Raw genomic sequence first — 18,223 nt, forward strand, 5'->3', positions numbered from 1 at the left:
TCGACAAGGAGGGGGGGGAAGAGCGTGGTGTTCAGGGGAACTTGTTCTTTTCTTTTGGCCTCTGGGGGAGGGGTGGGGGTCGGGGGCGGCAGCGCGTTTCCCCCCCCGGACCGGTGCTCACCCGAGGATCAGGACCTGGTCACGCGGTAGGAGTCGACCTGCTCGATCCACTCGGTCTTCATGCCGGCGAGCTCTTCGCGGAAGCGGGCCATGGAAGCGCCGTACGGGGCGACGACACCGCCGGACTGGTCGGGAACGGACTGGCAGCCATGCACCAGCCGGCCGCCGAGCGCGGCGTGAGCCTTGATGCCCTCGATCCGGCGGTGCTCGTTGAACCAGCCGCCGTGGTAGACCTCGTCCAGCATCTGACCTTCCTCCTCGGAGAGGTCGAAGACGACCCCGGTGGCGGAGGGGAAGAACCAGCACGGGCCGACGTTGGAGATGTGCCCATTCAGCTCGACCTTGTTCAGGGCCATGAACGTGGCGGCCTCACGAAGCATCTTCAGGTGCTCGGCGGTCACGTCCGGCAGGCCCAGGGTGGCCAGGTGCTCATCGCGGAACAGGTACGAGTACACCTGGTGGGCGACGGCCAGGACCTCGCCCGCGTCGCGGGTCGAGTGGCCGTGGGTCTTGATGAACTCCAGCGCCATCTGCTCGACGCTGGCTTCCTCGGTCTCCTCCACGCCCAGCAGGCCGTCCTGCACGGTCTGCCAGTCGATGACGAGCCAGGAGCTGGCCTCGAACCGGAAGAAGTACTTCTTCGGGTCGAGGGTGATCTTCTTACCGTCCACGGTGATGCCGGGCAGGCGGTTCCAGCGCGGGTCGAACGCCTCGGGCAGCTCGACCGTGATCGTCTCGGTGTCGACGGTGGTCACTGTGTCTCCATTGCAGGTCGCGGCGCCTTCCAGAGGCGCCTACGGGTTGGGCCTGCCGCCCGGGGAGAGCTATCGTCGCTGCCCGAACGGCTGACGCTAAGTCAACAGCCGTGTACGCAAACGGATAAGGTGCCAGGATGTGGGCCAGATGTCGGCCAGATGTCGGCCGATGTGGGCCGGGTGTCGACCCAACGGAGGGCACCGTGTCAAGGGGATCTGTAACGGTCGCAGGCCTGATCAGGACCGCACGGGAGAACAAGGGCTGGTCACAGCCCAGGCTTGGTCGCGAACTCGGCGAGACCGAAGGCAAAGGGGGCGCAGGGCCAGACCGGGGCCAGGTATCTCGCTGGGAGCGCGGCGGACGCGTCCCGAAATACTGGATGCCGCACCTGATCTCGGTTCTGGGTATCGATCTGGCAGAAACGGTTAGCAGCCCGCCAACTGGCCAGGACGAGATCAGAACTGGCGATACCGTGGATTCCGTCATCGAGCTGAGCCGGAGGGACGTGGTGGATCGCCGGAGATTCGTGTCCGCCTCCAGCGCATACGCGCTTGCGGCGTTGGGCCTGCCTGATCCAGACGCCATCCTTCGGCGGACACGGCTGAAGACTGATGAGAAGGTGAAGGTCGGCCGGGGCGAGGTCGCAGCGATCCGTCAGATGACGAAGTCGCTGGGCGACGCGGCCGCCGAGCTCGGTGGCGGCCATGCCCGCCATCTCGCCGTCCGCTACCTGCACGACGACGTCGCGCCCTGGCTGGACGGGACGTGGAGTGAAGCCGTCGGCCGGGAGCTGTTCGCGGCGACCTCCCAACTCGTTCACCTGGCCGGGTGGATGGCCCAGGACGAGGGGAACCAGGACGCCGCCCAGCAGTACTACGCGCATTCCTTCCGGCTCGCTTCCGAGGCCGGCGACGCCGAGTTGGCCGCCACCGCCCTGCGCGGTCTGGCCGTCCAGGCCATCGACCTGGGTTTCAGGCCCACCGCCGTGCGGATAGCGGAAGAGTGCGTCGACCAGGCCAAACACCTCGATGACTCCCGAGCGCTCGCCTACTACCAGGCCACCCTGGCCAACGCCGCAGCCCTCGACGGCGACCGGCGCACCGCGACCAGCTCGCTCGCCGCGTCCCAGAGCGCGATCGAACGGGCCACCGGCGCGCCCGGCGAGTCGTGGGCCTCGCACTACAGCATCGGCCGGTGGGCTCACGAGTCCGGCATGGTCCTCGCCCGACTCGGCGACTACAGCAGCGCGCAGGAACACCTCCACCACGCGCTCGACATCCACGGCCTCGACCGCCGCCGCACCCGGGCGATCGTCCTCGCCGACCTCGGCACCGTCCGTCTCCGGCAGGACGACGTCGACGGCGCCCTCGCATCCTGGAACGACTTCCTCGACTGCGCGGACGGCATCCGCTCGGTCAAGGTCCAGGACGCCGTCCGCGACCTCCGGGCCCGCCTCTACCGCCTCCGCGACGTGGCCGGTGCCGGGGAACTCGACGAGCGAGCCGCGGCGTTAGGGTGAACCGTGGCAGACGACCAACCGGGCCCGTCCGACAGTCGGGAGCACTGGCGATGGGTGCGGGGCTTCCTCAACGATCACCGCTTCGAGTTGACCAATCGGCTCCTTGCCGGGAGTGATCCCGAACGGCTGGTCCCGGGGACTCCGTTGCTGGCTCGCCGGCACTGGATTCCGGACCAGCCGGTGCCGCTGGAGCGCGTCCGGCTGCGGTGGGTGCCGGACGCGCCGGAGGCCGAGCTGGACGGCGGCGAGCCGGAGCTCGACCGCATCCGCCCGTACCGGGTTGATGGAACCGCCCATCGCCGCTATGCCGACGCTGTTGGGGAGCTCGCCAGGCCCAGGCTGTTCGAGGATCGAAGCTGCTACCGCCTGCTTGATGTCGGGACGTCTGCGGGCGATCCGACGCTGACGTTCGGCCGTGGCCGGTACTTCGACGTGATCAACATCTGTGAGGCCGTCGCGCACGAGTACGCTGCGGCGGTCCTGGCGGGCGAGGCCGCCACGCCCTTCCGGGCCGCCATCGGCGATCCGACCGTCCTCGCGCGCCGGCCGGTCATGGCGGCCATCAGCACGCTGACCATCCGGCACGATCGCAGGACCGGCGAAGCGGAGTTCGTGTTGCACTGGCGTGACCCCGAGAAGGTCGCCAGCGGCGGGGGTCTCTTCCAGGTGATGCCGGTCGGGATGTTCCAGGCCTCGCACGATGCGCCGTGGAACGAGGGGAACGACTTCGACCTTTGGCGGGCGATCCTGCGGGAGCTGAGCGAGGAGTTGCTCGGCGGCACCGAGGACTACGGGAGCGACAGGGCGCCGATCGACTACGCCGCCTGGCCGCTGGACAAGTCGCTCACCGCGGCGCGCGCGGACGGCCGCCTGCGGGTGTTCTGGCTGGGCCTCGGGATGGATCCGCTGACGTTCGTCACCGACATGCTGACCGTGGCCGTGTTCGACGCCGACCTGTTCGACGAGACGTTCCGGCGCATCGTCTCCGCCAACGACGAGGGCCACCGCGTCGGGCTGGAGGACGCGACGGGGCGGTCGGCCGGCATCCCGTTCACGGCCGAGCAGGTGGATCGCCTCACCGCCACCGAGCCGATGCAGCCCGCCGGCGCGGCGCTCCTGCGGCTCGCCTGGCGGCACCGGAAGGCGTTGTTGCAGCTCTCCTGACACAAGGAAGGCCCCGGACCGCCCGACCGGTCCGGGGCCGTTCACCTAGTGCGCGTCAGACGGTCTTGGCGGCCGCGAAGCGGGTCGAGACGTCCTGCCAGTTGACGACGTCCCAGAGCTTCTCGACGTAGTCGGGGCGGACGTTGCGGTACTGCAGGTAGTAGGCGTGCTCCCAGGCGTCGAAGGCGAGCAGCGGGGTGGTGCCCTGGCCGACGTTGCCGTGGTGGTCGTAGACCTGCTCGACGATCAGGCGCTTGCCGAGGGGCTCCCAGGAGAGGATGCCCCAGCCGGAGCCCTGCACGCCGGTGGTGGCGGTGGTGAGCTGCTTGCGGAAGGCCTCGAAGCTGCCGAAGTGCTCGGTGATGGCGTCGGCCAGCTCGCCCTCGGGGCGGTCGCCGCCCTCCGGGGAGAGGTTCTGCCAGAACAGCGAGTGCAGCACGTGGCCGGACAGGTGGAAGGCGAAGGTCTTCTGCAGGCCGACCAGGCCGCCGAACTGCTCCTTGTCGCGCGCCTCGGCCAGCTGGTCCAGGGTGTCGTTCGCACCCTTGACGTAGGCGGCGTGGTGCTTGGAGTGGTGCAGTTCGAGGATCTCGGGGGACATCGCCCGCTCAAGCGCGGAGTAGTCGTACGGCAGGTCGGGAAGCGAGTAGGTGCCCATGCTGGGACACAGCCCCTTTCGATGAACAGTGATGATCGTGCCGGGACAACACTATTGCGTATGAGTTGCAGGAACGAAGCATGGGCTCCTGCTTATTCCTCACGTCTCGTCGGGCACAATGGTCGCGAGTGCATGTAATGAGTGATGAGGGTGAGTGACTGTGACAGGGTCACCGGTGGTGCTGGGGATCGAGTCCTCCTGCGACGAGACCGGCGCGGGTCTGGTCCGGGACGGCGTACTGCTCGGGCAGGCGGTGGCGTCGTCGATGGACGAGCACGCCCGCTTCGGCGGGGTGGTGCCGGAGATCGCCGCCCGGGCGCACGTCCACGCGATGGCGCCGGTGGTCGGCGAGGCGCTGGCGCGGGCCGGGCTGACGCTCGCTGACATCGGCGCCGTCGCGGTGACGACCGGCCCGGGGCTGGCCGGGGCGCTCCAGGTCGGGGTGGCCGCGGCCAAGGGCTACGCGTTCTCGCTCGGCGTCCCGCTGTACGGGGTGCACCACCTGGCCGGGCACGTCGCCGCCGCGACGCTGGACGGCGGGCCGCTGCCGAACCCCTGCGTGGTGCTGATCGTCTCGGGCGGGCACACCTCGCTGCTGCTGGTGCGCGACCTCGCCCGCGACCCGATCGTCCACCTCGGCGACACCCTGGACGACGCGGCCGGCGAGTGCTTCGACAAGGTCGCCCGGATCCTCGGCCTCCCCTACCCCGGCGGTCCGGCGATCGACCGGGCGGCCCGGGACGGCGACCCGACGGCCGTCCGCCTGCCGCGGCCGCTGACCGGACCGCGGGACGACCCGTACGCGTTCTCGTTCTCCGGGCTCAAGACGGCGGCCGCCCGCTGGGTGGAGGCGCAACGGGCGGGCGGCTCGGACCCGTACGTGCCGGACGCGGCGGCCGGGTTGCAGGAGGCGATCGCCGACGTGCTGACCCGCAAGGCGGTGCGGGCCTGCACCGATCACGGGATCGGCACCCTGGTGGTGGTCGGCGGGGTCGCGGCCAACTCCCGGGTGCGGTCGCTGGCCGAGGAGCGCTGCGCGGCGGCCGGGATCGCGCTGCGGGTGCCGCCGCTGAGGCTCTGCACGGACAACGGGGCGATGGTGGCGGCGATCGGCGATCTGCTGGTCCGCTCCGGCGCCGAGCCGGCTCCGGCGGAGCTGTCGGTGGATCCGTCGGCGCCGCTGGAGTTCGCGGCGTTGACGCCGTTGGCGCGGACTGCCGCGGCCTGACGGCGGGTTGGCCTGACGGCGGGTTGATCCGCCGTCGGGCCGACCTGACGGGGTGCGCCGGCCTGACGCGGCGCGCCGACGTGGCGGGGTGCGCCGGCCCGACGCGGCGTGCCGGCCTGACAACGGTTCGATCTCGCCCGACGCGAATCCGTTCCCAAGCCTTCCCCCGGCCGCAACAGGTGTGACATTTTACATGTCACACATCAGGAACCGTGTGCCCCCAACCACACGGCAACCCTCAACGGCCCCGGAGGCCCCCACAGATGCGTCCCTCCCGGATAGCGAAGGCCGGCGCGCGCAGACTCCCTGCGCTCGGCGTCGCCTTCTTCCTCGCACTCGGTCTCTTCGCACCCCAGGCCCACGCCGCCGACGCCCCTGCGGCCCACGCCTCGACCACCCCCACCGGCAAGGCGGCCGCACCGCGCTCCGTGCCCGTGCCCAAGTCCCCCGACACCCCGAAGGACGCCCGCCCGCTGGCCGCCGACGAGCAGGCCAAGGCGACCGCCCCGACGGCGGCCAGCACCACCGGGGCCGGCGTCGACACCAAGGCCGCCAAGGCCGCCAAGCAGCTCGCGGCCGCCCCCGCCTGCGACGTCTCCGCCTTCACCGGCAACACCGGGGCCGCGCTCGTCCAGCGGGTCGAGGCCGTTGGCCTCGACTGCGTCAACACGCTGTTCACCCTGACCGGCAACGACGCCAAGGCCGCGTTCAACGAGGCCCAGATGGCCACCGTCGCCAATGCCCTGCGGGACGTCTCCGCCACCTACCCCGGCGACGACTCCACCTCCGCCGGCCAGCTGGTCCTGTTCCTGCGCGCCGGCTACTACGTGCAGTGGTACAACCCTGACGTGGTCGGCCCGTACGGCACCACCCTGCAGACCGCCATCCGCGGCGCCCTCGACGGCTTCTTCGCCGCCCCGCACAGCAAGGACGTCACCGAGGCCAACGGCGCGACCCTCGCCGAGGCCGTCACCCTGATCGACAGCGCCCAGGAGAACGCCCGCTACACCGGCGTCGTCAAGCGCCTGCTCGCCGACTACACCGGCGCCTGGACCGGCTCGATGGCCACCGCCGTCGCCAACACCAAGACCGTCATCGAGCGCGGCTTCGACCTCCCCGCCTTCACCGCGGCCCTCCAGGCCGACCCCTCCTTCGCCACCACCATGGCGTCCTTCGTCACCCGCAACAGCTCCCAGCTGAACGGCTCCGACCTGGTCACCTCGATCGGCATCCAGATCGGCAACCTGGTCGCCAACGACGCCACCAAGGCCCAGGGCCGGCCGATCGTCAAGGACCTGGTCAACCGCTACCCGCTGGTCGGCGCCACCGCCCCGCTCACCATGAACCTGGTCTGGTTCGCGGAGAAGAAGGACACCGGCAACTGCGCCTACTACGGCACCTGCGACCTGGCCGCCCGGCTCGTCCCGCTCGTGCTCACCGTCGACCACACCTGCAACGCCAACCTGCGCATCCGCGCCCAGGACATGACCGCGCAGCAGCTCGCCGACACCTGCACCAGCCTGATCAACGAGGACCAGTTCTTCCACCAGGTGGTCAAGGACAACGGCCCGGTCGCCAACGACAACAACACCAGCCTTGAGGTCGTCGTCTTCGACGACTACTACAACTACAGCCTCTACGCCTGGAAGATGTACGACATCGCCGTCGACAACGGCGGCATGTACGAGGAGGGCGACCCGGCCAAGGCCGGCAACCAGGCCCGCTTCATCGCGCACGAGGCCGACTGGCTGCGCCCCGCCTTCCAGATCTGGAACCTCAACCACGAGTACACCCACTACCTCGACGGCCGCTACGACTTCTACGGCGACTTCGACGCCGGCATGACCACCCCGACCGTCTGGTGGGTCGAGGGCCTCGCCGAGTACATCTCGTACAGCTACCGGGGCGTCCACTACGACGCCGCCGTCGCCCAGGCCGGCAAGGGCACCTACGCGCTGAGCACCCTCTTCGACAACACCTACGACAACTCCGACTCCACCAAGGTCTACAACTGGGGCTACCTGGCCGTGCGCTACATGCTCCAGTCGCACCCGCAGGACGTCGACGCGCTCCTCGCCAAGTACCGCGTCGGCGACTGGAACGGCGCCCGCACCCTGCTCAAGACCACCATCGGCACCCGCTACGACGCCGACTTCGCCACCTGGCTCAAGGCCTGCGGCGCCGACAACTGCGGCAGCCTGCCCACCAGCCAGGCCCCGCTGTGCACCGCCGGCGACACCCGGCAGTACGACAAGAACTGCCGCCGCGACGGCGTCGCCGCCACCACCGGCAACTACAGCTACAACTTCCTCAACCTGCCCGCCGGCGTGAAGCAGCTGACCATCACCACCAGCGGCGGCACCGGCAACGCCGACCTCTACTACAACGGGGGTGCGTGGGCCACCACCGGGTCGAACCTGGCCAAGTCCACCAACGCCGGCAACGGCGAGACCCTCACCATCACCAACCCGCCGTCCGGCTGGGTGTACTTCAGCCTCTACGCCCAGCAGGGCTTCGGCGGCGTGACCGTCACCACCACGTACAACTGACCTGCGCATACCGAACATCGAGGAGGGCCCCGCGTGCGGCGGGGCCCTCCTCGCGCGTTCGGGCCCCTCGCACTCAGCCCTCCGCCGACCAGGTCACCACGGGCGGGCGGACGGCGGCGCACAGCGGACGGCCCTTGGCGTCCGTCAGGCGCAGCCGGGCCACCAGGACGCCGCGCTCCACCGCCGCCTCGACGACCTCCCGGTCGACCGCCGCCAGCAGCAGCTTGGCCCGGCGGAACAGCGCCCAGCCGTCGCCGTTCCCGGTCACCCAGTTCAGGTAGACGAACCGGGCGCCGGGACCGCCCTGCACGTACCGGCCGGTGAGGTCCACACCTCCGGCGAGGTCCGCACCTCCGGGTTCCGGCCTCGCCTCGCACTCCAGCGACCAGTGGGCGCGCGGCGCATCCCCCGGGAACAGGTCGAGCAACTCGGCCGGGCGGCCCCGGCGTTGGACGGCGACGTACAGGTCCCGGTAGCCCGGGAAGCCCGGCGCGGCGGCACACTCACGCCCCGGCAGGTCGGTGGCCTCAATCCTCAGCTCCATACCGATATGGTCCCCCACCGCACGCCTCGGGAAGTTATAACGATCGGCCATCTAATGCGCCGCACAATCCGGACCGGCGAGGAGGTCATCCTTTGTCAAAAGAGTGTCAGGAGCCCTAGCTTTCGGTTAAGGTCCGGAGTTAGATGAAAGTCGGTTCGGGGTTCCGATCGGAATACCGAATTTCCGCCAAGCCGCGGGCATCCTTGCTCCACCGTGCCTGCCATCCCGGGAATGGAGAGTACCCATGAAGATGATCAAGGCTATCGTGAAGAAGTTCAAGCGTGACGAGGACCTCGCCGACCACTCGTGGATCGCGCACGTCATCTGACGCATTGTCACCAACGGGGGCCGTGGCCGGGCCACGGCCGGGCCGCGGCCCCCGCCGGCGCTGCAGAGCGCCCCACCCTTTCACCTGCCCGGAGTTCCCCCGCCTGCCCGGAGTTCTCCGCCCGCCGGGGGAATCCATTCCATCGCCATTTCATTGGAGGCGGGATTCTCATGGAAGAAATGGCGCCGACAGCCGGGCGCAGCCATTCCATTGTTTACGCCCCGAAGATCCAGGACCTGCTGACCAGGGAAGAAAAGGTATTCCGGATCGACGCCCGCACGGTCGGCGTCTCCGACAGCGAGCTGATGGCCGAAATCGTCGCGGCGCGCCCCGTGCGGTCGGCGGAGCGCTCGGTCTACAAGCCCGCCGCGGGAGCGGACATCCACCACGACAGCGCGACCCGGACGATCCGCGCGCTGGGTCAGGACGTCATGGCGGGCATCAGGACCCCGCCGCCCCCGGCACGCGGGCTGTCCGGCGCCTGGCCCTACGCGGCCACCTCCTACCTGCGCCGATGGCTCTTCGCGTCCGACCCGCTGCCGGTCTCCCTCCTGTCGAAACGCGGCGTCACCCGCTCCGACCGGCTCTCCCGGATCGTCGACCGCGCCGTCACCGTCTGGCCGGGATCCGCCGCCGAGGGCAGGAGCACCGCGCTGGCCGGGCAGATCCGCGACGCCTCCGACACCCGGGAGCGGAGGCAGGCCATCGCGCTGTACCGGCGGTCGACGGCCACCCTCTGCGACGGGGTGGCCGCACTGGCCGGCAACGCCCTGTGGCTCATGGGGCCGGACCGGGAGCGGGAGGGCGCCCGCGCCCACCTCACCGAGGTCCTGTGGGAGACCCTGCGGCTGCTCCCGCCCGCGTGGATGCTGTTCCGCAACGACGGCCACGCCTACACCGGACTGCACCCCGAGATCCGCCCCGAGGACCGCGTCGCGCTCTTCCCGCTCCTGATGCACCGCCACCCGGAGCACTGGTCCGACCCGCTGGAGTTCCGGCCCGAACGGTGGGCCGGGGTGGCGGACCCGGAGAGGACGCCCGGGTTCATGCCGTTCGGCTTCGACGGGGCCCGCTGCTGGGCCAAGCACCTGGTCGTACCCCTGGCCGAACGCCTGCTGAACGTCGCCTTCGACCACCGGCTCGCCATTCGCGGCCCGCAGCAGGAGACGCACGTCCCCCTGCGCTCCCTGCTCTCCGTACGGTTCGACGCCGCGGCCAGGGCCTGACCCGCGAGCCCCGAACACCCTGACACCACGGGACACACCATGGAATCGCCCACGCTGGCCGACTGGGTCGGCGACGTCCGGAGCTTCACCGGCCACCAGTGGCAGCGCAAGCCCGCGGTCTTCACGCCGGAGAGACTCGCCTCGCCGTTCGACCTGGACGCGTTGGACGCCGCCTTCGACACGGGGCTGCTGCGCACCCCCTACCTGGAGATGGTCCGCTCCACCAAGGTGACCGTCCCGCCCGAGGCCTACACCACGTCACGCACGGTCAACGGCACCGCGTACCACGGCTTCGCCGACCGCGCGAAGGTCCTCGCGCTCCTGGGCGTCGGGGCGACGCTGCTGCTGCGCTGCGTCGACCAGTGGCACCGCCCGACGGGCGAGCTCGTGGCGCGGCTGTCCGAAGAGCTCGACCGGCGGGTGGAGGCGTTCTTCTTCGTCACGCCCGCCGGCGGCCAGGGCCTCGCGGTGCACCGCGACGACGCCGACGTGTTCGTCCTCCAGGCGGCCGGACACAAGACCTGGTACGTCCACGACGCGCCGACCGCAGCGGATTGGACGCCGGGAGAACTCCCCGACGACGAGCACTCCCCGCGGCTCCTGCACAGCGTCCTCGAACCCGGCAGCGTGCTCTACGTCCCGCGCGGCTTCGCGCACCGCGCGGTCGGCGCCGCCGGCCTCTCCGCCCACCTGTCCCTCACGATCCGCGACATCTCCGTGCCGGACCTGCGGGCCGCCCTGGAGCAGCGGTTGACGGACGGGCTGGACCTCCCGGCGCGCCCCCTGGGCGAGGCCGCGATCGACGACTCCTGCGCCGCGCTGCTCGACCACGTCCGGACGAGGCTCGACACGATCGAACCGGAGGACCTGCGGCTCGCCGCCCGGGCCGCGCAGGCACGGGCGGCCCGGGCGGAGGCGGCGGCCGAGAACGCGGAGCGCGCGGAGACGTTCGCCGAGGCGGCCCGGACCTGGGAAGGCGGCGGGACCGGCGCCGGGCGGGCCGGGCTGGCGTCCGTCAGCCGCACCTGGCGCAGGCTGCGCGACGCGGCCCGCACCACGCACTGACGCACTGGCCCACCGGCGCTCTGACTCACCGACCCACTGGCGCAGGGCCGTCAACGAGACCCCGCGCGTCCGGCGGGCGCCTCCCGTCCTCCGTACCGCCGTGACGACGACGGTACGGAGGACGGTCAGCACCGGCCCTCGCCGGCCGAGGACGTCAGACCCGCTGCGCCGGGACCGTCCGGTCCCGCTGGAGGTCCAGCAGCTCACGGAACAGCCCGTCCGGGCGCGCCGCCAGCTCCGTCCAGGTGCCGGTCTGCACGATCCGGCCCCGGTCCATCACGATCACCCGGTCCGCCACCGCCGCGTTGGCGATGTTGTGCGTCACCAGCAGCGTGATCCGCCCCGGGGCGAGGGCGCGCAGCGCGTGCAGGATGCGGTGCTCGGCGCGCGGGTCCAGGTCCGAGGTCGGCTCGTCCAGGATCAGCAGCCCCGGGCTGCGCACCGTCCGGTACAGCGCCCGGGCCACCGCCGCCCGCTGCCAGCCGCCGCCCGACAACTCGGCGCCGCCCCACCAGCCCTGGGCCAGCAGCGTGCGCCAGCCCGACCGCAGCCGGGCCACGATCTCGTCGAAACCCGTCCGCGCGGCCGCCCGCTCCACGTCCGCCATCACCTGCTCGGTGAGGTGCCCCAGGTGGACGTTCTCGGCCGCCCCCAGCGGCCAGCGCGCGAACTCCTGCGGCACCCGGGCCACCCGCGACCACATGCCGTCCGCGTCCAGTTCCTGCACCGGCACGCCGTCCCAGCAGATCCGGCCGGACTGCGGCAGGTAGAGGCCGGACAGCAGCTTCAGCAGCGTCGACTTGCCGCTGCCGTTCTGCCCGATCACCGCCACCACCTCCCCGGCCCGCAGCGTCATGCTGACCCCGCACAGCGCCGGTTCCTGCTGCTCGCCGGGGTAGGCGTGCCCGAGGTCCGCGACCTCCACCAGTTGCGGCGCGTCCGGCACGATCCCGCCGCGCCGGATCCGGTGGCCGCCGGCCTCGTCCAGGAAGGTGAAGTAGTCGTCCAGGTACAGGCCCATCCGGTACAGCCGGGCGCCGTTGCCGACCAGGCCCTGCAACCCGGACGAGGCCGTCCGCAGCGCGAACGTCGCCGTACCCGCCGCCGCCAGGTCGATCCGGCCGCTCGCCACCAGGTACAGCAGCGTGCCCCAGACCAGCGCGCTGCCCGCCCCCGTGCCCAGCGAGGCCAGCAGGGAGACCTTCGCCGCCTCCCTGGTCGCCCGGTCCGTCGCCTCGACGATCTTCTCCTCGGCGCGGCGGTACTTGGCCATCAGGAACGGCGTGACCTGGTCCGAACGGACCTGGTCCGCGCGGGTCTTGTCGATCAGGAACCAGCGGTAGACGCGCAGCGCGCCACGGTCCTCGTTGGTGGCCACCGCCGCCAGGTAGTGGATCCGGGCCGTCCGGACGGCCGCCACCCCGGTCGGCACCGAACCCAGCAGCAGCAGCGGCACCAGCCACGGGTGGAGCGTCGCCAGGACACCCGCCGCAGCGGCCAGCGAGACCGTCGAGGCGATCACGTCCTGGGCGTTGGAGAGCAGATCCGGCGTGGTCGAGGCACCCCGGTCGGCCGCCTCCCACTGCTCGTTGTACGCGGGCTCGTCGTACGCCCGCAGCTCGGCCGCGCACCCGGCGGCGATCAGCGCCAGCTCCGCCTCCCGGGTGACCCTCGGCGACACCCGGCCGGACAGCCCCACCACCGCGATCCCCAGCACCGCGCGCAGCGCAGCCGAGACGGTCAGCAGGAGCAGCGACGGCGCGGCGGTCCGCAGGTGCTCCCCCACCGGGCCCGCCACCAGCAGCGCGCCCAGGGCGCCGGTCGTCGCGTACAGCGCCAACGCCCCAAACACGCCCGCCAGCGCCTGGCACACCAGCAGCAGCACGGTGGACGTCCGGTCCGCCGCCCACGCCAGCGCCAGCGCGCGGCGCACCAGGTGCGGGAGGCGGCGCAGCATCGCGCTCGCCGACATCGACGCGCCGGCCTCGGCGCGGCGGTCGCCGGGGAAGCGCAGGCGCAGTTCCTCGTCGTGCCGATCCTGATCCTGGTCGTGCTGGTCCTGATCCTGGTCGTGGTCAGGCGGGGTACGGTCGGGCGGGGTGTGGGGCTTCTCGGGCTTCACGATCTGTTCGGACACAGTGCTCCCTGCTCCCTGGTACGGCGGCCGGTGGCCGCAGCGGATCCGCGCGCGGGCAGCCCTCACCGCCGTGTGGGCGTGTGGGGTCGGCAGCGGTGCCGGAGGGCACTCTGCGAGGGGCTGGCTGCGGTGCGGACCCCGATCCTGGCAGCGGTCCGCCGGGCCGTCCGGCGTGTCCCGGCCGGTCTCACTCGATCCGGGCGATTCCGTGTCGGCGGCGGCGAGTTGGTGGCAATCGATCACCGGGAGGGTCCGCGATGTTCGATTCAGGGGTCGGTTGCGGTGCACTCCGGACGTGCGGTCCGACGATCACATGAACGTTCCGGTCGAGCCCGCGCGGCCCGACCTCGCCGACCTTGCCGACCTCGCCGACCGTCTCAGCGGGTCGGCGGGTGGAGCGCGAGGAGGGAGGGGGTGGTGGGGTCGGCGAGGCGGAGCAGGCCGTGGCCGGTGCCGGCGAGGCCGACCATCAGGGAGGGGCTGTGGACGCCGTGCGGGAGGCCGCAGATCCAGCCGCGGGTGTCGAGGTCGTCGAGGGTGGCGTGGGCCTGCCGCAGGGCGGCGGTGCGCCAGCGGTCGCCGGCGAGGAGGAGGGGTTCGAGGTTGCCGAAGTCGCCGTGGCAGAGCGAGAAGTTGTGGCCGAAGCCCTCGCGGAGGACGGTGGTCAGGGCGGTGTCGCGTTCGGCGAGGAGCAACTCGCGGGCTTCGGGGAGGAGTTCGGCGAGTTCGGTGCGGGCGAGCGCGATGCCCGAGGCGCCGTGGCACCAGAGGGCGGGGTAGTGGGGCGCGTCGGGGCCGTCGTCCTCGCGGACGTCGCGCCAGTTGGCGGCGGCCGGGTCGAACAGGGTGCGTTCGTACGCGACGGCGGCGAGGGCGAGTTGGGGCAGCCGGGGATCACCGAGGTACCGGCCGGCGCGGGCGAGCGCCCAGGCGATGCCGGAGCCGCCGTGCGCGAAACCGGCCAGCGGGCGCTTGACGATGTCGGCGAGGGAGACGGGCAGCCAACCGGCGCCGCCTTCGGGGTACGGCGCGGCGGCCCGGACGAGGCGTTCGGCGCAGGCGGCGAGGGCATCGGTGACGGCGGGGCCGGGGCGGACGGCCGCCCAGGCGAGCAGTCCGCCGATGGTGCCCGCGTTGCCGGCGAGGAGGTCGTGCTGGGCGTCGTCGGCGGCGAGGGCGGCGCTGCGGCGCACCACCTGGGCGGCCAGGGCGTCGAGTTCGGCGTCGGGGTGGTGAGCGGCGAGGTGGGCGAGGGTGTAGAGGACGCCGCCGACGCCGGAGAGGCCGCCGCCGAGGCGGTCGGCACGTCGCCGGATTTGATGACGCAGCGTCAGTTCAGCTGCCTGGGCGGTGTTTCGGTGCTCGCGATCGCCGGTGACGGTGGCGAGCTGGTGGAGGAAGAGGGTGACGCCGGCCGTCCCGCTGTAGAGGTCGGGGCCGAGTTCGGCGGGTGCCCAGCGGCCGGGCGGGGTCCAGTTGGGGCCGGCCCAGGCGAGGTCCGCGCTCCCCCGGTAGGCCTCGCGGAGGAGTTGTTCGCCGGCGTCGACGGCTTTGGCGAGGGCGCGGGAGGCCAGGTCCAGGCCTTCGGCGGGCTTCCCGGGTTGCGCGGGAGGGGACGTGGCCGGGTGGCGGCGCGGCTCGCGGGCGCCGTCCGCGGTGGTCACCGACAGGCGCAGCAGCTGGAGTTGGCGGGCCAGGTCCGGTTCGCCGAGGGCGTCCGCCTTGGCGAGGGCGAGGTCGAGTGCGGGCCGGTCGGTGACGCCGGGGATCAGGGCTCCGGTGGAGGAGCGGGCGTCGACGCCGTCGGGGCGGATGGTGAAGACCGGGACGTCCCCGCGCCAGAGGTCGGCGCGCTCGTGGTCGACGTAGGCGAGCGCGTGCTCCTCCCAGGCGGGGAGCGCCCAGAGCCGGTCGAAGTGGCGGTCCTGGTCGAGGCCGTCGCGGAGCAGGTCGGGGTGGCAGGCGGTGGCGAGCAGGCTGCGGTACTCGAAGGTGTCGCGGCGGAGCATCCTGGTCTCGTCGGCGGCGAACGCCCGGATGAGATCCCGGAGTTCGCCCTTGTGGGTGGCGAGCAGCCGGTAGGCCTCGGTAAAGCCGGCTTCGAGTTCGCCGACGTGGTCGGCCAGGCGCAGCGGCCGCCCGGGCGGGACGGGCCGGCTGCCGGGCGCCGCGACGGGCATCCGGCGGTACTCCAGGCGGAGCCGGTCGGTGCCCTGGTCGACCAGGACGGGGGCCGGGCGCGGCGGGAGGCTGCCCGGATCCCAGCCGAGGGCGGAGAGGTCGGTGCCGCCGTTGCCCTCGTCCCACATGCGCTCGGGCAGCAGGCCGGAGCGCAGCACCGAGTGCCGGGCCTCGTGGCGGGCGAGCCGTTCGGACTCGGAGAGGTCCTTGGCGGGTTCGGGCAGGTCGGGGTGGAACAGCGCTTCCAGGTCGATCAGGACCGGCTGGTCGCGGACGGCGATCAGGTTCTGGGCGTGGCAGTCGACCGCGTCGAGGGTGTGGAGCAGCGCGGCGAGGGTGCCGGCGCGGTGGTAGAAGTCGCTCAACTCGGCGTCGTCGCGGGCTGGTTCGGCGGTGGCGTGGGCGACCCAGCCGTAGCCGTCGCGGGCCAGGTGGGCGAGGTCGTGCAGCGGCAGCCGGAGTCGGGGGTTGAGCCAGCGCAGGAGGTGCTGGAAGTGCGTCTCGGCGCCGAGCGGGCGCGGCTTGTAGACGATCCGGGTGCCGTGTTCGAAGCGCAGGGCGCTGACGGTGGCGCCGCCCCGGTGCGGGTCGCCGAGGCCGGTGGCGAGTTCGGTGAGGCGGCCGAGCGGGCGGCCGTCGGCGAAGGTGCGGGCGAGGGCGGGGAGGTCGGCGGCGAGGCGGCGGTACAGGGTGAGGCAGGTGGCGGTCCACTGTTCGGCGGCGGTGGCCAGCCGGTACGCCAGCACCGGGTATTCGGCGAGGAGTCGGACGGCGCGGCCGGGTTCGGTGAGCCGGTCGAGGAAGTTCCGGTACCGCTGCTCGGGGGTGTCTCCGGTCAACTCGCCGGAGAGACGGGCGACGTGGAGTTCGGTGATGACGGTGCGGACGGCTGTGGTGTGCGCGGTCGCGGTGAGTGCGGGCAGGACGAGGGCGGTGAGCTGGTCGGGGGTACCGAGGGTGGCGGGGCCGGGGGTGGCGGCGTCCGCGGTGGCGGGGCCGAGTTCGGCGAGGCCGGTGCGCAGGCGGTCGCGGGCGTCGGCGAGCAGTGGGGCGACGAGCCGGGCGAAGGCGTGCTCCTCGGGGAGGTCGAGGGTGTGCCCGGCCTCGAAGGCGGCGGCGAGGCGTTCGGCCCAGGCGGGGGTGCCGAGGCGGTCCGCGAGGTCGGCCGGGTGTTCGGCGAGCAGGGCGCGCAGCCCGTCCGGGTCGAGGCGGTCGGCGGCGAGGCGGCGCTCGAACCAGTCGTCCCGGTCGAAGGGCGGCTGGGCGCGCCAGCGGTCGAGGATCCGTCCGGCGCGGTCGGCCCGTTCAGTCTGTTCGGCGCGTTGGGCGTCCGGGTCGGGCAGCGGACCGCGGGCGGCGAGCGGGACGGCTCGGGCGGCGGCCCGCCGGATTTCGGACGCGTCAACCACGGGCGGTCTCTCCATGCTCGGTTCGTGCGCGACGGTTGCGGTGCTTCGTGCCCGACGGTTGCGGTACCGGACGTACGCGCCCCGGCGGTGCGGCCGGGGCGCGCGTTCATCGGCCGGGTCGTGCGTCCGCGACGCAGGCTCCGGCGGTGCGGCCGGGGTCCGCGCCGCGGACGGCGGACTCAGAAGCTGCAGACGTGGGCGCAGCTGCTCCAGCCACCACAGGTGCTGGCCTGCACCGCGGCGGTCACGTAGACCTCGTCCGCCAGGTCGCCGGCCGGGTGGACCTGGTGGCCCTGGCCGAGGGTGAGCCGGAAGTCCTCGTCCTTGAGCGCGCGGACCTGCTCTGCCGTGGGCTGCATGGTGCCTCCTTCAGACATTCGGGTCTGGCACGGTCGTGCCGGGTCGGGATCCTGGCACCGCCCCACCCGCCGCACCAGGGGTGTGCCTTGCACCGGGCACAATTTTGGCCAGGGTCGAAATAGGGACGAGGCCTCCCCTGCCCGTCCCGCTCCCGCAGGCCGCGCCCGTGCCCCGGCTCGCCCGTCGGACCTCGCATCGCCCTACACCTGTCCGGAATCCAGACCACGACGGGGAACTGAACCGGGCCCCACGTTTGAACGGCCGGGCCCCGGGCAGTCCGCGCCGCCCGTCGCTCCTGTGGCCGGGCCGGGCACTGAAGGTCACGATGGAATCCGGCGACCCCCGCCCCCGGCCCGATCGGAGCGCGATGAGCGAGCAGCACAACGTCGTCCTGCTGACCTTCCCGGACGCCACCGCGTGGCGGGCGGCCTTCGACGAGGCGCAGCACCTGCCGGGCCTGCGGCAGCTGGCGGCCCTGGAGCGCAGCGCCGACGGCCTGTTGGAGATCCAGGACACCTTCACCCGGGGCGCGGGCGTGACCACCGTCAGCTCCGGCGTCCTCGGCGGCCTGGTGGGCCTGGTCGGCGGGCCGATCGGCGTCCTGCTCGGCTTCGCGGCGGGTGCGGCGCTCGGCAACGCCGCCGAGGAGGGCCGGGCGACGGAGGGCGGCGCCGGGCTGATCATGCTCTCGCCCCGCGTCCCGGACGGCGGCGCGCTGCTCGTCCTGGAGCTCCGGGAGTCCTCTCCCGACCGGGCCGACGACCTGGCCTCCCGGCACGGGGCCACGGTCGAGCGGATCGACGCGCAGGCCTTCGCCGAGCAGGTCCGGGCCGCCGAGCACAAGGCGGAGCAGGACACGGCGGAACAGGACCCGGCGGAGCAGAACGCAGCAGAGCAGGACACGGCGGAGGAGCCCAAGGCGGAGGGTCACCGGCCCGACAAGGGCGCCTGACCCGCCGCCCGACCCCTCACTCGACCC

General features: G+C 72.5%; 13 protein-coding genes. 7 read left to right on the forward strand and 6 right to left on the reverse strand.

All coding sequences use genetic code 11. From position 1 onward, the window contains the following. Positions 1 to 128: 128 nt before the first annotated feature. A complete protein-coding gene (locus ACFVX9_RS23730) occupies positions 129 to 875 on the reverse strand; it encodes a hypothetical protein (protein WP_380375404.1) in 747 nt (248 codons plus the stop codon). A 659-nt stretch (positions 876 to 1,534) separates the two neighbouring features. On the opposite strand from ACFVX9_RS23730, the gene ACFVX9_RS23735 reads away from it, so the two are divergent. After that, the gene (locus ACFVX9_RS23735; protein ID WP_380375403.1) at positions 1,535 to 2,395 is read left to right on the forward strand and encodes a tetratricopeptide repeat protein; all 861 of its coding nucleotides are present in this window, start codon (positions 1,535 to 1,537) and stop codon (positions 2,393 to 2,395) included. Between the two features lie 3 nt (positions 2,396 to 2,398). Continuing rightward, complete coding sequence (locus ACFVX9_RS23740) at positions 2,399 to 3,559, forward strand: XRE family transcriptional regulator (protein ID WP_380375401.1); 1,161 nt, start codon at positions 2,399 to 2,401, stop codon at positions 3,557 to 3,559. A 55-nt stretch (positions 3,560 to 3,614) separates the two neighbouring features. Here the strand turns inward: ACFVX9_RS23740 and ACFVX9_RS23745 are convergent, their stop codons facing one another. Further along, positions 3,615 to 4,217, reverse strand: a complete 603-nt coding sequence (locus ACFVX9_RS23745) for a superoxide dismutase (RefSeq protein ID WP_380375399.1) — start codon at positions 4,215 to 4,217, stop codon at positions 3,615 to 3,617. Positions 4,218 to 4,392: 175 nt separating this feature from the next. On the opposite strand from ACFVX9_RS23745, the gene tsaD reads away from it, so the two are divergent. Continuing rightward, on the forward strand, positions 4,393 to 5,445 hold the full coding sequence (tsaD, locus tag ACFVX9_RS23750) for a tRNA (adenosine(37)-N6)-threonylcarbamoyltransferase complex transferase subunit TsaD (protein ID WP_380375424.1): 1,053 nt from the start codon (positions 4,393 to 4,395) through the stop codon (positions 5,443 to 5,445). Between the two features lie 263 nt (positions 5,446 to 5,708). Beyond that, positions 5,709 to 7,994, forward strand: coding sequence for a M9 family metallopeptidase (locus ACFVX9_RS23755; RefSeq protein ID WP_380375397.1), 2,286 nt, complete (start codon positions 5,709 to 5,711; stop codon positions 7,992 to 7,994). Positions 7,995 to 8,067: 73 nt separating this feature from the next. Here ACFVX9_RS23755 and ACFVX9_RS23760 read toward each other — a convergent pair whose 3' ends face one another. Continuing rightward, the gene (locus ACFVX9_RS23760; RefSeq protein WP_380375395.1) at positions 8,068 to 8,538 is read right to left on the reverse strand and encodes a DUF5990 family protein; all 471 of its coding nucleotides are present in this window, start codon (positions 8,536 to 8,538) and stop codon (positions 8,068 to 8,070) included. Positions 8,539 to 9,045: 507 nt separating this feature from the next. On the opposite strand from ACFVX9_RS23760, the gene ACFVX9_RS23765 reads away from it, so the two are divergent. Together ACFVX9_RS23765 and ACFVX9_RS23770 are read left to right on the forward strand one after the other, a co-directional pair. Next, complete coding sequence (locus ACFVX9_RS23765) at positions 9,046 to 10,092, forward strand: cytochrome P450 (protein WP_380375394.1); 1,047 nt, start codon at positions 9,046 to 9,048, stop codon at positions 10,090 to 10,092. Between the two features lie 39 nt (positions 10,093 to 10,131). After that, positions 10,132 to 11,157, forward strand: a complete 1,026-nt coding sequence (locus ACFVX9_RS23770) for a JmjC domain-containing protein (RefSeq protein WP_380375392.1) — start codon at positions 10,132 to 10,134, stop codon at positions 11,155 to 11,157. A 154-nt stretch (positions 11,158 to 11,311) separates the two neighbouring features. Here ACFVX9_RS23770 and ACFVX9_RS23775 read toward each other — a convergent pair whose 3' ends face one another. From ACFVX9_RS23775 to ACFVX9_RS23785, 3 genes are all read right to left on the reverse strand, one after another. After that, on the reverse strand, positions 11,312 to 13,294 hold the full coding sequence (locus ACFVX9_RS23775) for an ATP-binding cassette domain-containing protein (protein WP_380375390.1): 1,983 nt from the start codon (positions 13,292 to 13,294) through the stop codon (positions 11,312 to 11,314). Between the two features lie 377 nt (positions 13,295 to 13,671). Further along, the gene (locus ACFVX9_RS23780) at positions 13,672 to 16,884 is read right to left on the reverse strand and encodes a type 2 lanthipeptide synthetase LanM family protein (protein ID WP_380375388.1); all 3,213 of its coding nucleotides are present in this window, start codon (positions 16,882 to 16,884) and stop codon (positions 13,672 to 13,674) included. A 179-nt stretch (positions 16,885 to 17,063) separates the two neighbouring features. Further along, positions 17,064 to 17,243, reverse strand: coding sequence for a hypothetical protein (locus tag ACFVX9_RS23785; RefSeq protein ID WP_380375386.1), 180 nt, complete (start codon positions 17,241 to 17,243; stop codon positions 17,064 to 17,066). 368 nt (positions 17,244 to 17,611) lie between these two features. Between ACFVX9_RS23785 and ACFVX9_RS23790 the strand changes: the two genes are divergently transcribed. Then, positions 17,612 to 18,196: a hypothetical protein gene (locus tag ACFVX9_RS23790; protein ID WP_380375384.1), complete on the forward strand. Its 585-nt coding sequence runs from the start codon at positions 17,612 to 17,614 to the stop codon at positions 18,194 to 18,196. Positions 18,197 to 18,223 lie beyond the last annotated feature (27 nt).

The sequence above is a fragment of the Kitasatospora sp. NPDC058243 genome (assembly GCF_042882025.1).
GTDB lineage: Bacteria > Actinomycetota > Actinomycetes > Streptomycetales > Streptomycetaceae > Kitasatospora.

Coding starts and splice junctions, on each gene's coding strand:
- ACFVX9_RS23735 (WP_380375403.1), top strand. CDS start 1,535: ATGACGAAGTCGCTGGGCGACGCGGCCGCCGAGCTCGGTGGCGGCCAT.
- ACFVX9_RS23745 (WP_380375399.1), bottom strand. CDS start 4,217: ATGGGCACCTACTCGCTTCCCGACCTGCCGTACGACTACTCCGCGCTT.
- ACFVX9_RS23755 (WP_380375397.1), top strand. CDS start 5,709: ATGCGTCCCTCCCGGATAGCGAAGGCCGGCGCGCGCAGACTCCCTGCG.
- ACFVX9_RS23760 (WP_380375395.1), bottom strand. CDS start 8,538: ATGGAGCTGAGGATTGAGGCCACCGACCTGCCGGGGCGTGAGTGTGCC.
- ACFVX9_RS23765 (WP_380375394.1), top strand. CDS start 9,046: ATGGCGCCGACAGCCGGGCGCAGCCATTCCATTGTTTACGCCCCGAAG.
- ACFVX9_RS23770 (WP_380375392.1), top strand. CDS start 10,132: ATGGAATCGCCCACGCTGGCCGACTGGGTCGGCGACGTCCGGAGCTTC.
- ACFVX9_RS23785 (WP_380375386.1), bottom strand. CDS start 17,243: ATGCAGCCCACGGCAGAGCAGGTCCGCGCGCTCAAGGACGAGGACTTC.
- ACFVX9_RS23790 (WP_380375384.1), top strand. CDS start 17,612: ATGAGCGAGCAGCACAACGTCGTCCTGCTGACCTTCCCGGACGCCACC.